General features: G+C 30.8%; 10 protein-coding genes and 5 tRNA genes. 4 read left to right on the top strand and 11 right to left on the bottom strand.

The window, feature by feature from the left end; all coding sequences use genetic code 11:
- Positions 1-50: 50 nt before the first annotated feature.
- The 11 genes from pepT to ccoG all read right to left on the bottom strand — a co-directional run bounded on the left by pepT (position 51) and on the right by ccoG (position 10,068).
- Complete coding sequence (pepT, locus tag HMPREF9309_RS03075) at positions 51-1,280, bottom strand: peptidase T (RefSeq protein ID WP_016646467.1); 1,230 nt, start codon at positions 1,278-1,280, stop codon at positions 51-53.
- A 177-nt stretch (positions 1,281-1,457) separates the two neighbouring features.
- Positions 1,458-1,542, bottom strand: a tRNA-Leu gene (locus tag HMPREF9309_RS03080).
- Between the two features lie 12 nt (positions 1,543-1,554).
- A tRNA-Arg gene (locus tag HMPREF9309_RS03085) sits at positions 1,555-1,631 on the bottom strand.
- A gap of 18 nt (positions 1,632-1,649) precedes the next feature.
- Positions 1,650-1,726: transfer RNA gene (locus HMPREF9309_RS03090), tRNA-Arg, on the bottom strand.
- A 17-nt stretch (positions 1,727-1,743) separates the two neighbouring features.
- Positions 1,744-1,820, bottom strand: a tRNA-His gene (locus HMPREF9309_RS03095).
- 10 nt (positions 1,821-1,830) lie between these two features.
- A tRNA-Pro gene (locus HMPREF9309_RS03100) sits at positions 1,831-1,907 on the bottom strand.
- Positions 1,908-2,209: 302 nt separating this feature from the next.
- Positions 2,210-3,655, bottom strand: coding sequence for a TolC family protein (locus HMPREF9309_RS03105; RefSeq protein ID WP_016646468.1), 1,446 nt, complete (start codon positions 3,653-3,655; stop codon positions 2,210-2,212).
- Positions 3,648-6,809 (bottom strand): efflux RND transporter permease subunit, encoded by a 3,162-nt coding sequence (locus HMPREF9309_RS03110; RefSeq protein WP_016646469.1) that lies wholly within the window; start codon positions 6,807-6,809, stop codon positions 3,648-3,650. Before HMPREF9309_RS03110 ends, HMPREF9309_RS03105 begins: the two co-directional genes overlap by 8 nt.
- Positions 6,809-7,924 (bottom strand): efflux RND transporter periplasmic adaptor subunit, encoded by a 1,116-nt coding sequence (locus HMPREF9309_RS03115; protein WP_016646470.1) that lies wholly within the window; start codon positions 7,922-7,924, stop codon positions 6,809-6,811. Before HMPREF9309_RS03115 ends, HMPREF9309_RS03110 begins: the two co-directional genes overlap by 1 nt.
- Before the next feature lie 125 nt (positions 7,925-8,049).
- Positions 8,050-8,682, bottom strand: a complete 633-nt coding sequence (locus HMPREF9309_RS03120) for a TetR/AcrR family transcriptional regulator (protein WP_016646471.1) — start codon at positions 8,680-8,682, stop codon at positions 8,050-8,052.
- A 9-nt stretch (positions 8,683-8,691) separates the two neighbouring features.
- A complete protein-coding gene (gene ccoG / locus HMPREF9309_RS03125) occupies positions 8,692-10,068 on the bottom strand; it encodes a cytochrome c oxidase accessory protein CcoG (protein ID WP_016646472.1) in 1,377 nt (458 codons plus the stop codon).
- A gap of 153 nt (positions 10,069-10,221) precedes the next feature.
- Between ccoG and rpsU the strand changes: the two genes are divergently transcribed.
- From rpsU to HMPREF9309_RS03145, 4 genes are all read left to right on the top strand, one after another.
- Positions 10,222-10,434, top strand: coding sequence for a 30S ribosomal protein S21 (rpsU, locus tag HMPREF9309_RS03130; protein WP_016646473.1), 213 nt, complete (start codon positions 10,222-10,224; stop codon positions 10,432-10,434).
- 122 nt (positions 10,435-10,556) lie between these two features.
- Complete coding sequence (locus HMPREF9309_RS03135) at positions 10,557-11,231, top strand: hypothetical protein (RefSeq protein WP_016646474.1); 675 nt, start codon at positions 10,557-10,559, stop codon at positions 11,229-11,231.
- A gap of 4 nt (positions 11,232-11,235) precedes the next feature.
- Positions 11,236-11,832 carry a UPF0323 family lipoprotein gene (locus HMPREF9309_RS03140; RefSeq protein ID WP_016646475.1) on the top strand — a complete coding sequence of 199 codons (597 nt, stop codon included), beginning with the start codon at positions 11,236-11,238 and terminating at the stop codon, positions 11,830-11,832.
- A gap of 49 nt (positions 11,833-11,881) precedes the next feature.
- Positions 11,882-13,063 carry a glutathionylspermidine synthase family protein gene (locus HMPREF9309_RS03145; RefSeq protein ID WP_016646476.1) on the top strand — a complete coding sequence of 394 codons (1,182 nt, stop codon included), beginning with the start codon at positions 11,882-11,884 and terminating at the stop codon, positions 13,061-13,063.
- Position 13,064: the final 1 nt, after the last annotated feature.

Genomic DNA, 13,064 nt, shown 5'->3' on the forward strand with positions numbered 1-13,064 from the left:
ATGTTTTTTTAAGGCTAAATTTAATAATATTTTAGCCTTAAATTTTTTAGTTATTTTTCTAAATTAGCAGCGAGTTTGATTATTTCAATTACTGTGTTGCTCGAAGCTTTTAATGAACTAACTGGCAAAAACTCATAAATTGAGTGAAAATTATGTGCTCCTGTGAATAAGTTAGGGCATGGAATTCCTTTTTCTGATATTACTGAGCCATCATATCCACCTCTCATCGGTTTTATTTTTGGAGTAATGTTTAAATTTTTAAACGCTTTTTTAGCAAGTTTTATAGGAGTTGCATCCTCGCTTTTTAGATAATTAAATACATTTTTATATCTATGACTTAAGTCTATAGAAATTCTTTCATCACCCCAAAGTTTTTTTAAAGAATTTGTAAGCTCATTTAAAAATTTCATTCTTTCATGGTATTTTTTTTCATCGAATTCTCTAATATCAAGCTTTAAAATAGTTTGAGCACTATTTCCACTTAACTCTTTTACCCAAAAATATCCCTCTTTATTTTCTGTATATTCTGGTGCTTCGCCACTTGGAAGCATTGATATAAATTTATGTGCTAGTAAAAGTGAGTTTATTAAATTTCCTTTTGCATTCATAGGGTGAGCTGAAACCCCATTAAATGTAACTTCTGCATTTCCTGCGTTCCAGTTTTCATAGATAAGCTCTCCAATTTCGCAGCAGTCCAAACAATATCCAAAATCTGCATCAATTTCATTTATATCTAAGGCTTTTGCACCACGTAATCCTTGTTCTTCATCTGGCACAAAACATACTGTAACATCACCATGCTCTATTTTTGGATTATCAACGAAATACTTCACCGCATTCATAATAGAAGCAATTGCAGCTTTATCATCAGCTCCAAGCAAGCTTGTTCCATCAGTTGTTATAATTTCATCACCTATGTAGTTTTTTAAACTTTCATCTTTTAAATAGATATTGAGTTCTTTATTTAGACAAATTTCACCACCATTAAATTTGTGGATTTGAGCTTTTGTGTCGTTTGTTTGCTCTGCACTTGTATCAAGATGTGCAAAAAATGCTATTTTGGGTAATTTTTTAGATGAATTTGAGGGAAGTACGGCAGTTGTGATGGCATTATCTCTTCTTTTTATATTTGTTAGACCTAGTTCTTTTAGCTCACTTTCAAGTAGTTTGGCAAGCTTTGTTTCGTTTGGATTTGAAGGCATTATACCAAGACTTCCATTTTTTCTGTTTGTTGTAGTATTTATTTTAATGTAGTTTATAAAACGAGTTACAATATCCATTTTTAGTCCTTTTTTTGAAAATTTAATATATTTTATCACTTTAAATTTTAAATTTATATAAAAATAAAATTTTAGTTATTAAAGTTGAACAAGAATTTTTTACATCAATTAAGACTAAAATTTATGATTTTGTTAATTTTATAAAGATAAAAAAAGTAAAGTATAAAAGTAGCTTAATGGTGCGGATGAAAGGACTTGAACCTTCACGCCGTGAGGCACCAGATCCTAAGTCTGGCGTGTCTGCCAATTTCACCACATCCGCACTAGCTATAAATGGTACGCCCTAAAGGATTCGAACCTTTGGCCTACGCCTTAGAAGGGCGTTGCTCTATCCAGCTGAGCTAAGGACGCATAAAATATTATTAACAATGGTACGCTCGAAAGGACTCGAACCTTCAACCTACAGATCCGAAGTCTGTTGCTCTATCCAGTTGAGCTACGAACGCAACAAACATTCTTTAAATGGGGTGAGTGATGGGGATCGAACCCACGACCCTCAGGACCACAATCTGATGCTCTAACCAACTGAGCTACACTCACCATCTGTAAATGGTCGGGGCGAAAGGATTCGAACCTTCGGCCCTCTGGTCCCAAACCAGATGCGCTACCAGACTGCGCTACGCCCCGTAACTTAAAAGTAAAGGAGAATTATACAAGATTTTTTTATAAATGTCAAGAAAAATCAAATTTTATCCTTATTTCTTGCATAAAATGTATTTTTACAAAATTTGTAGTAAAAAATTTAAGATATGACCATGATTATATCTTAAATTTCACTAATTTTCGTAGATTAAATTTTACAACATAATAGGGAGGTTACATTATAAAACTATAGCAATTTATAAATTTTTTAATATTTATTTTAAAAGCTTTTATTAAAGAATAAATTTAAAAAACTTAACCAAGCTTTTTAACTTGGTTAAGTATGATTATTTCAAATTTTTAAATGGATTTATTGATGAGGTTGGAATAATAGTTGCGTTTGATTCAAGCATCTGCTTTGTTTTGTTATCTTCAACTTTAAACCCGCCACCTAAAGCCTTAAATACTTCAACAATGCTATTTGAAACTTCTAAATTTGAAGCTGCATATTCAAGTCTAGCTGATAAATATCCTCTTTGGGCATCTAGCAATTCTAAGTTGTCACTATAGCCAGTTTTAAATCTTTCATTTGCAATGTTATAAAGTTTTTCTTGTGAGTTTAGTAAATTTGCCATATTGGCCTGTTTTGAAATCGCGTTTTCTCTGCTAACAAGGGCGTTTCTAACTTCTCCAAAGGCATTTTTTAAAGTTTTATCATAGTTTATAAAACTTGCATTTTGTTCTAAATTTGCTATCTCAACTCTTTTTGCACTTCTTCCAAAATCAAGCAACGGACCGACTAAAGATCCTCCAGCGCTCCAGCTATTGGCATTTTCTATAAATAATCTATCAAATTCCATACTTGTGTATCCAAACATTCCAGTTAATGAAAAACTTGGAAAATAACCAGCTCTTGCTACGCCTACTAAGAAGTTTGTTGCCTTTAGTCTTTCTAGGCTTGCAGCAACATCAGCTCTTCTTAATAACAAATCCGAAGGAACTCCATTTGGAACTTCTGGTGGGGTTGGTTGATGAACTTTATCTGTAATTATATCTTTATATAAAATTTCATCATAGCTTTTGCCTGTTAAAATAGCAAGTGCTGTGTTTGTGCTTGAGAGTTCATTTATAACATTTGTTAGTTTTACTTTAGCGCTATCAACTTGAGTTTTAGCCTGATAAAGTGCGATTGAGCTTATTGCTCCAACGCTAAATTGATTTTGCCTAAATTTAAATGTATCTTCATAGCTTTTTAATGTATCTCTTAAAACACTTTCTTGCTCTTTTAAGAATAGTAGTTTAAAATAGCTATTTGCAACACTACTTGCGATGCTTAATCTTGCTGCTTCATAGTCATATTTTGTGGCTTTAAAAAGGGAATTTTTAGCTTTTACACTATTTCTTACTTTTCCCCAAAGATCAAGCTCGTAGTTTAAAACAGCACTTGCACTATATGAAGCATAAGAGTTTAAATCACCACTTGGAGCACCTCTTGAGGCTTTTCCTTGATAATTTACATTTGGCAAATACTCTATTTTACTAAGTCCTAAATTTGCCCTTGCTGTTTCTATGTTGTTTAAAGCAAGTGCTAAATCAGAATTATACTTTAATGCACTATCAATAAGATCGTTTAAAACAGGGTCATTAAACTCTTTCCACCAAAGAGCATTTATATTTGCTTCATCGTAAGTTGAAGTGTAACTTGTGTCTTTAAGTGGAGTAACTGGTTTAAAAGAACACCCTGCTAAACAAAATAATACCAAAGGAGTAAGAAGTAATTTTTTATTAAACATTTTTTACCTTTCTATTTTGTTTTTCACCCCTGCCAAAAATTTTACCTAGCCAAATATTGAAATTTTCAATCATATAATAAAACATAGGAATAAAGAAAATTGCTATTGTTGAAGCTGCTATCATTCCACCTACAACACCTGTTCCAATAGAGTGTCTTGATGCTGCACCAGCTCCTGTGCTAAATACCATTGGTAAAACTCCTAACGCAAATGCTAGCGATGTCATTACTATTGGTCTAAATCTAAGCTTTGCAGCTTGAATACTTGCATCAAAAAGACTTTTTCCTTCTTTTTCGTGAGCATCCATAGCAAATTCTATAATTAAAATAGCATTTTTTGCACCAAGACCAATTAATAGTAAAAGTCCTATTTGGAAATATATATCATTATTTAAACCTCTTGCCCATGTTGTAAGCAAAGCTCCAAATACTGAAAAAGGAACCGCAGTTAAAACTGCCACTGGCATAAGCCATCTTTCGTATTGTGCAGCTAAAATTAAATAAACAAAAATTAGTCCAAAGATAAAAGCTATCATTCCAGTTCCAGCTGAGTGAACCTCTTGATATGCTGTTCCTGACCAGCCAAGAATATAATCATTATCAGGAAAAACTTCTTTAAATACTTCTGAAATAGCTTTTATTGCTTGACCAGAGGTATATCCTGGAGCTGGTTCGCCCATAACTTTAGCCGCTGGATAAGCGTTAAATCTATCGACATTATCAGGTCCAAGACTTCTTTCAAGTTTGGCGAGTGAATTTACTGGTATCATATCACCTGTTGTATGGCTTTTTACAAATATATTTCTAAATGCAGCTTCTGAGTCTCTAAAATTGGACTTAGCTCTAATATTAACTTTAAATGTTTTTCCAAGCATATTAAAATCATTTACATAATAATTTCCTATAGTTGAGTTAATTGTTGCAAATAACTCATTTATGCTTACTCCATACGCTTTAATCTTATCTTTGTCTAATATTAAATTATATTGTGGGAAATTTGTATCAAGACTGGTTCTTACTAAAAACAAATCACCTCTTTGATTTGCCATTTCAACAACTTTTTTAATATCTTTTTCAATTTCAGCATAGCTTTTTCCAGTAGTTGTTTGAGCGTAAAGTTCAAAACCTCCTGTTACTGAAAGACCTGTAATTGGTGGTGGATTTACGACAAAACTTACTCCATCTCTATTTTGTGAAAAAATTTGATTGTATTTTCCAGCAAGTGCAAATGATGACTGGCTAGGATCTTTTCTTTCATCCCAGTGAGCTAGTTTCATAAACATAACAGATGCATTTTCCCTTAAAGAGCCTGATATTAAATCATAGCCTGTTATAAGTGCATACAAATCAATATTTTTATCTTGCTCTGCAGAACTTCCAAGCAAATGAGCGTGATCTATTGTTCTTGTGATTGAAGAAGCTGATGGTAATGTGTTCATAACTATTAAGCTTCCTTTGTCTTCATTTGGAACAAGACCACCTGGAACTATTTTAAATAAACTTGTAATTGCAAATATCATAATTGCTACAATTATTAAAGATGGAATTATGTGTCTTAATGTTTTTGCAACACCAGCTGAATAGATTCTTGTGCTTAGATTAAAAAATTCATTAAATTTTCTTACGAACCAAAACTGCTTGCCTCTTTCTTTTTTTAGCATCAATGCACAAAGTGCAGGAGTTAAGGTTAAAGCACAAAATCCAGATATTGCAACTGCGACAACCATGGTTAAGGCAAATTGTTTTTGGATGATGCCAACAAACCCTTCCATAAAAGCAACTGGTATAAAAACAGAACTTAAAACTAAAACAATGGAAATAATTGGTGCAATAATTTCGTCCATTGCTTTATCAGTTGCTTCAATGACGGATAAATTTGGCTCTTCTTCTAAAATTCTTTCAACATTTTCTATAACGATAATTGCATCATCCACAACTATACCAATGGCTAAAATCATCGCAAAAAGCGTTATCATATTAATAGAAAAACCCATTATTAAAAGTCCAGCAAAAGAGCCTATAATAGATACTGGAACTGCAAGCATAGGAATAATTGTAGCTCTTATATTTCCTAAAAATAGATACATTACTATAAAAACCAAAGTCATAGCTTCTATAAAAGTTTTTATAACTTCTTTTATTGTAATTTGAACAAAAGTCGTTGTGTCATAAACGATTTTATAGGTTAGCTCGCCTGGGAAAAATTGAGATAATTCTTGTAGTCTTTCATTAACCGCAGTTGCCACTTCAAGAGCATTTGCATTACTTTGTGCAAATATTAAAACAGGAGCTGCTGAGTGTTCTTTCATAAAGCTTTGGAAAGCATAGTTTTCTGATCCAAGTGAAATTTCAGCTACATCTTTTAGTTTTAAAGTTGAGCCATTTTCATTACTTCTTAAAATGATATTTTCAAATTCTTTTATTGATTTTAAACGACCCTCTGGCTTAACTGTATAAACATAAGGATTTTCAGTAGTCATTGGCTGCTCACCAATCTTACCTGTTGCATACTGGCTGTTTTGCTCTCTAATAGATGCGATTACTTCAGGTATTGTTATTTTATATTCTTGAAGTAAATCAGGCTTTATCCAAATTCTCATAGAGTAGTTTTGATTTCCTATTAAAACAGCATTTCCAACTCCAGGAACTCTTTTTATTTCATCAACAACATTTATATTTACATAGTTGTTTAATTCAACAATGTCTATTGCGCCGCTAGGATCATAAAATTGTACAACTTCTAAAATATTTGGATTCATTTCAAAAGCATTAACGCCTATTCTTTTAACTTCTTCAGGAAGTCCTGCTTGAGCGATTCTAATTCGGTTATTAACATTTACTAATGCTTCTTGTGGATCGGTTCCTACATCAAAATAAACACTTAATGATAATTCACCTGATGAGCTTGAAGTTGATTGCATATAGATCATATTTTCAACACCGTTAATTGCCTCTTCAAGTGGAGCTGCAACAGTGTCTGCTATAGTTTGGGCATCTGCACCGCTATAGTGAGCTTGAACTACAATTCTTGGAGGAGTTAGCTGAGGATACTCTTCAACTGGCAAGACTCTCATAGAGATTATTCCAGCAATTACTATAATTATAGAAATTACAGATGCAAAAACTGGTCTATGGATAAAAAATTTAGAAAACATTATTTAACCTCTATTTCTTTAACAGGAACTCCAGGAGCTATTTTCATAAAATTATCAATTATAATTTTATCACCATTTGCAAGTCCTTTTGAAATAATGGCAAATTCACTTGTTTGAAAAATTATATCAACTATTTTTTTTGCAGTTGTATTGTTTTCTATGACATATACAAAAGTATTTGTTGTATCTTGCTGAACTGCAATTTGAGGTATTTTAAAACCATCTTTTTGATAAAGTCCACTCATAGCAACAGTTCCAAAACTTCCTGGTAAAAGTTTTGAGTCATTGTTATCAAATATAGCCTTTGCATCAACCGAGCCTGTTTTTTGATTTATAACTTTATCTATAAAAATAGTCTTTCCATCAAATTCCATATCTTTTACATAAAATTTGGTAAAAGTTTCTTTTTGTACCCATTCATTGTTTTGTGTTTTTGAGTTTATTCTAAGCGCATCAACATCAGCAATTGCAAATTTTGCATAAATAGGATTAAGCTTTGTAAGGCGGATTAAATTTGGATTTTGAGGCCCTACATAAGCACCTTCATCTTGATATTTATCGCCTAAAATACCATCAAATGGTGCTATTACTTTTGTATAGTTTAGATCAACTTCTGCATTTTTAAGCAAAGCTTCTGAGCTTTTTATAGAAGCTTCTGAGCTTTTAAAATTTGCAACAGCAGTATCTAACTCTTTTTGACTTATTGATTTTGTCTTATTAAGTTTTATAGCTCTATTGTAATCAAGCCTTGCTCTTTCAAAATTTGCTTTTGAAAGTGCTAAATTTGCTTTTGCGACCTCATAGGCAGCTTCGTATTTATCAGGTTCAATTAAAAATAAAATATCTCCTTTTTTTACAAAATCACCTGGATTAAAGTATTGCTTTATCAAAGTTCCTGGAACTTTTGCAATAATATCAACGCTTTGATCACTTACAATTCTTGCTGGATATCTTAGTGTGATTGGCTCATCTGCCATTTTAGCTGTAAAAGTGGCTACTGGAACTGGTCCTTGAGCTCTTTTCATAGCTTCTTTGCCTTGGTTTTGTTTTTTGCTAGAATCACAACCTGTTATTAAAAGCAAACAAGAGATGATAATTAGTAGCTTTTTTTTCATATTAAATTTCCTTTTTTAAGACTTTGTGTAATTATTATTACACTAAAATAAAGTCTGATTTTACCTTTTTAGCTTTTATTTGTCAAGCTATTTATTTTAAAAATTACTAGCAAAATTTAGCCAAATTAACCTAAAAATCCGTATAAAAGCATTTTTATAGTTTTATTAATATGTGCTTTTTTATCTTTTTGTGTAAGCTTTACCCTTTTCGAATTTATTAAAGAGCCATAAAAAAATGGTTCTTTTATGGCAAAAAGGTAGATATTTGCAAATTTACTTATATCTTCGATGCTTAAATTTTCAGTTTTTTTATAGGATTTTAAAAAATTAATCAAATACTCATTTAAAAATTTAGAACACTCATCGGCAAAAAGTTTGCCTATGTTGTGATTTTCTATGTTAAAACCTTCACTTAAAATAAGTCTATGTAGGGCTATAGATTTTGGACTTAAAATAAGTGTTAAGTAAAGCTCACTAAATTTAAATAAAAACTCTTCAAGATTTAAGTTTGAGCTAACGCTTATGTTTTTTTCAAGATTGTCTTTAAATTTAGAAATTGCTTTTAAAACAATTGCCTTAAAAAGACCTTCTTTATTTTCAAAATATTTATAAATCGTAGCAAGTGAGCCCCCACTTTTTTCTACTATATCGTTTAAGCTTGTATTTGCATAACCTTTTTTTAAAAACAGATAAAGACCATCTTCTAAAATGGTCTCATATCTGTTTTTTGCTCTTTTGTTTTCTAGATTAAATTCCACTTAAAGCCTTTATTTTAGCTTATTTTCTATAACGCTATTTTTTGGATAAACAAAAATAGTATCTCTTTTAACGTTTATATTTTCTTTGTTATCAGTTGCATAAGCATTAATTACCAAAGGAATAGTTATATCAACACTGCTTTTTTCAAAAGCACCTTCATTTGCCTCTAAAGTCACAATTATTTTATCTTTTTTTCTTGCATCAATTTTTACAGGTTTTTTAGGCTTTTTAACACTTATTTTGTCATTGTTTGTTTCAAAATAAAACTCATGAGCTACTTTATCTGTATTTTCTATTAAAAATATATAGTTATTTTCAATGACAACTTGGCTATTTTCAACCTTTAAATTATAAAAGCTACTATCTCTATTGATGTTTAAAAGCATAGTTTCTCTTTTTGAGCCAACTATTAAAAGAGCTATAAATGCAATAGATAAAGCAATCATATAAGCAACTGTTCTAAATCTTAAAATTTTAGTTTTACCATTATTTAGCGCATATTCGCTTGTCCATCTAACAAGAGAAGGTCTGTTTTTTCTTGCCATGATACTGCTACAAGCATCAGCACATTCTAGGCAGTTTATACACTCAAGTTGCATTCCTCGTCTTATATCTATATGAGTTGGACATATTTTTACACAGGCTAAACATCCGATACATTCATCGTTTTTACCAGTTGGGCGATCGTTTATTTTGTTATGTTTTTCATCATAAATTTTACCGCCTCTTTTTTCATCATAAATAACTTGAAATGTATTTTCATCAAACATAACTGATTGAACTCTTGCGTAAGGACAGATGTAAATACAGAAATTTTCAGCTATAAAAACAATATCGGTAAAAATAAATAAAGCAATTCCTAAAACTATACCAATCATTAAAAGGTGATCGCTTGGATTTGCCAAATACTTAAAAAAATCTTCTGGTGGGATAAAATACCACATAAAATTTGAAGCCATTAATAGAGTTAAACACGCCCAAATAAGATTAGCAGCTAATTTTTTTGCAAACTGACCACTTGGATTTACTTGTTTATTTTTTATATTTTTTCTTATTTTAAGAAGTTTTGTGCAGATAAAATCTCTATAAAAAGCTCTAAAGCTAGTTTGAGGACAGGCCCATCCACACCAAATTCTGCCGCCTAAAGTTGTTATAAAAAATACTCCCAAAAATACCATTATTAAAACAAAAGGCATTAAAAAAAGCTCTTGGGTCGAAAAGACTGAAAATAAAAGATGAAGTTCTTTTTTATCAAAACTTAGTAAAAAAAAGTGATTTCCGCCAATTCTAATAAACGGTAAGATTAAAGCAACTAGCGCAATAAAAGAAAAAACAAAATACCTTTTTTTCGTGTAATTTGTCAAAAAATTTGATTTATCAGGCATTTTAAGCTCCTTAATAATGATAAATTTGTTTTAAATTTATAAAATTTATTTACCATTTTACTATTATTTAAGTTATAAGAAAATTAAATTTGTAAATTTAACTTTTTTTAAGTATAATTTTGATTCAAATTTTTATGAAAGGTGGTGATTGGATTGCCTGGTATTAAAGTGCATCCAAACGAGTCTTTTGACGAAGCGTATAGAAAGTTTAAGAAGCAAACTGACAGAAACTTAATTGTTACTGAATCAAGAGCTAGAAGATTTTTTGAGCCAAATACTGAAATTCGTAAAAAACAAAAAATTTCAGCTCGCAAAAAAATGCTAAAAAGACTTTATATGCTAAGACGCTATGAGTCAAGACTCTAAGCCCAAAAAACACTAGCTAGCTATTTTTCTAGCTAGTGTATAAATAATAAACTTCATTTTATAAGATTTTTAGCCTAAATTTGAGATAATATCTACTAAAATTATTAGGTAAGGTTAATAATATGCAAAAACTTTCCATTGCTGATGCGGCTTCAAAGCTTGGAATTTCAAAAGAAGCTATTTATAATAGAATAAGAAGAAATACAATAAAAAGTTTTGAAGAAAATGGCGTAAAATATGTAATCTTAGATGAAAAACAAGCTCCTGTAAGAGAAAAAGTTCAAAAAAATAGTGATTTTATAGAGTATTTAAAAAGCGAAATTGAGTATTTAAAGCTTAAAAATAGGGCATTGCAAGAGGATAAAGAAAAACTTTTTAGAGAAAAAGAAGAGCTTTTAATAAGCACTAAAGATGAAATAAAATCAATCTATAAAGAAAGAGATGAAAAACTTAAATATTTTTTAACCCTTCTTGAAAAACCTTTTTTATCAAAAGAGCCAATTGATGTTGAGGCAAGCACTGAGGCAATTGAGTTTAAAAAAGAGATTATAAAAGAAAGCCTTGCACAGACTAAAGCAAAAGATGAGCTCAAAGTAGAAGATAAAAATAAAGAAGAAAAAAGTAAAACTTGGGTTTCTTTAAGAGAGTTTTTAGATGCTCAAAATATGAAGAAAAAAGAGAGAAAAGAGCTTAAAAAATACTTAGTTGATAATGCGTATGAAAACGAAAACATAAAAATAGAAGCTGGAATGCTCTATATAAACTTAAATTTTGATATAAATTCAATACAAAGGTAAATAGATGAAAAAGAAATTTAATAAAGTAAAAAAAATAGCAGCTTATAGTTTAGTTGGTGGTTTAGGTCTAGTTTTGGCTGGTGGACTTGCAGGTTGTAATAATGACACTGTAAACGAACAACAATCTCAGCAAGGTGCGTTTGTTGTTATTGAAGAAACAGCTCCTGGAAAATATAAAATTTTAGAAGAATTTCCAAGTGCTGAGACAAGAATTATTTTAAAGCAACTCGATGGAACAGAAAAAGTTCTAACAAAAGAAGAAATGGATGCATTAATAAGAGCTGAAAACCAAAAAATAGAAAATGGAACTTCAAATTTAACCAATCCAAACGCTCAAATCAGTAGTGGCGGAATGGGGCTTGGAGAAGTTTTATTAACAAGTGTTGCAGGTGCCATGATAGGTAGTTGGATAGGTAGTAAGCTTTTTAATAATCCAGCTTATCAAAATCAAAGACAAAATGCTTATAAAAATCCATCTGCTTATCAAAGAAGTGTAAATAGTTTTAGTAATGCTAAAAAAACAGGTGCTTCAAGTAAAAAATCAACTGGAAAAAGTGGCTTTTTCGGTGGTGGCTCAAAGCAAAAATCAGCCGCAAGTTAAATTTTTAAAAATCACAAAATAAACTTCAAACAGCAAAACAAGGAATAAAATGATAAATTTAAAAAAAATTAAACCTTTAAGTGATGAATATTTAGAAAGTTTAGGCTTTTCTTGGCACACTGATGAAGATAAAATTCCATATTTAGCCGATGAGCTAGTTGAGGTTAGTCAAGATGAGGCAAATGCCTATTATGAAGCGGCAAATGAGCTTTATGATATGTTTATAAATGCTGCACAGCATATAATAGATAATAATCTTTTTCATGAAGTTGGAATTCCATATAATTTAGTTGATATTATAAAAGATAGTTGGGAAAATGATGTTCATTGGCACCTTTATGGACGATTTGACTTAGCTGGTGGGCTTGATGGAAAACCTATAAAACTAATTGAGTTTAATGCTGATACGCCAACTGCTTTGTTTGAAACAGCAATTATCCAATGGGCTATGCTAAAAGAAAATAATATGGATGAAAGTTCACAATTTAATGATGTTTTTGAAGCTTTGAAAGAGAATTTTAAACGCCTTGTAACTTTAAGCGAAGATACTTCTAAATTTGATGAGTATTATGATGGTTGGAAAATATTATTTAGTAGCGTTGCTGGAAATATCGAGGATGAAATTACGACTAGATTTTTAGAGCTTTGTGCAAAAGAAGCAGGCTATGAAACTGAGTTTGCCTATGTTGATGAGGTTGAATTTAACGATGAAGAGGGCATTTTTTATAACGATGTTAACTATGAGTTTTGGTTTAAGCTAATTCCTTGGGAAAATATTGCAATTGATGAGGGTGAGCTTGCAATAATTTTAAAAAATATTATAAAAAATCAAAAAGCTATTATTTTAAATCCAGCTTATACTTTGCTATTTCAAACAAAAGGAATTTTAAAAATTTTATGGGATTTATACCCAAATCATCCGCTTTTGCTTGAGGCTTCAAATGAGCCTTCAATAGGCAAAAAAATGGTAAGAAAACCAGTTTTGGGAAGAGAGGGTGCAAATGTTGCTATTTTTGATGAAGATGGTAAAAAAATCCTAGAAGAAAGTGGTGATTACGCAAATCAAAAACAAATTTACCAAGAGTTTTATGAGTTTAATAAAGACAAAGATGGAAATTCATATCAAGCAGGAGTATTTTTTGCTTACGAGGGATGTGCTTTAGGATATAGAAAAGGCGGGGAAATTTTAGGAAATTTTGCCAAATTTGTAGGACATTATATAAAGGATTAAA

It is taken from the genome of Campylobacter ureolyticus ACS-301-V-Sch3b (assembly GCF_000413435.1).
GTDB classification, from domain to species: domain Bacteria; phylum Campylobacterota; class Campylobacteria; order Campylobacterales; family Campylobacteraceae; genus Campylobacter_B; species Campylobacter_B ureolyticus_A.

What these genes read in the sequence shown, in the direction of transcription:
- pepT (WP_016646467.1), bottom strand. Translation starts at nt 1,280, where the DNA reads ATGGATATTGTAACTCGTTTTATAAACTACATTAAAATAAATACTACA.
- HMPREF9309_RS03135 (WP_016646474.1), top strand. Translation starts at nt 10,557, where the DNA reads ATGCAAAAACTTTCCATTGCTGATGCGGCTTCAAAGCTTGGAATTTCA.
- HMPREF9309_RS03140 (WP_016646475.1), top strand. Translation starts at nt 11,236, where the DNA reads ATGAAAAAGAAATTTAATAAAGTAAAAAAAATAGCAGCTTATAGTTTA.
- HMPREF9309_RS03110 (WP_016646469.1), bottom strand. Translation starts at nt 6,809, where the DNA reads ATGTTTTCTAAATTTTTTATCCATAGACCAGTTTTTGCATCTGTAATT.
- HMPREF9309_RS03105 (WP_016646468.1), bottom strand. Translation starts at nt 3,655, where the DNA reads ATGTTTAATAAAAAATTACTTCTTACTCCTTTGGTATTATTTTGTTTA.
- ccoG (WP_016646472.1), bottom strand. Translation starts at nt 10,068, where the DNA reads ATGCCTGATAAATCAAATTTTTTGACAAATTACACGAAAAAAAGGTAT.
- HMPREF9309_RS03145 (WP_016646476.1), top strand. Translation starts at nt 11,882, where the DNA reads ATGATAAATTTAAAAAAAATTAAACCTTTAAGTGATGAATATTTAGAA.
- HMPREF9309_RS03115 (WP_016646470.1), bottom strand. Translation starts at nt 7,924, where the DNA reads ATGAAAAAAAAGCTACTAATTATCATCTCTTGTTTGCTTTTAATAACA.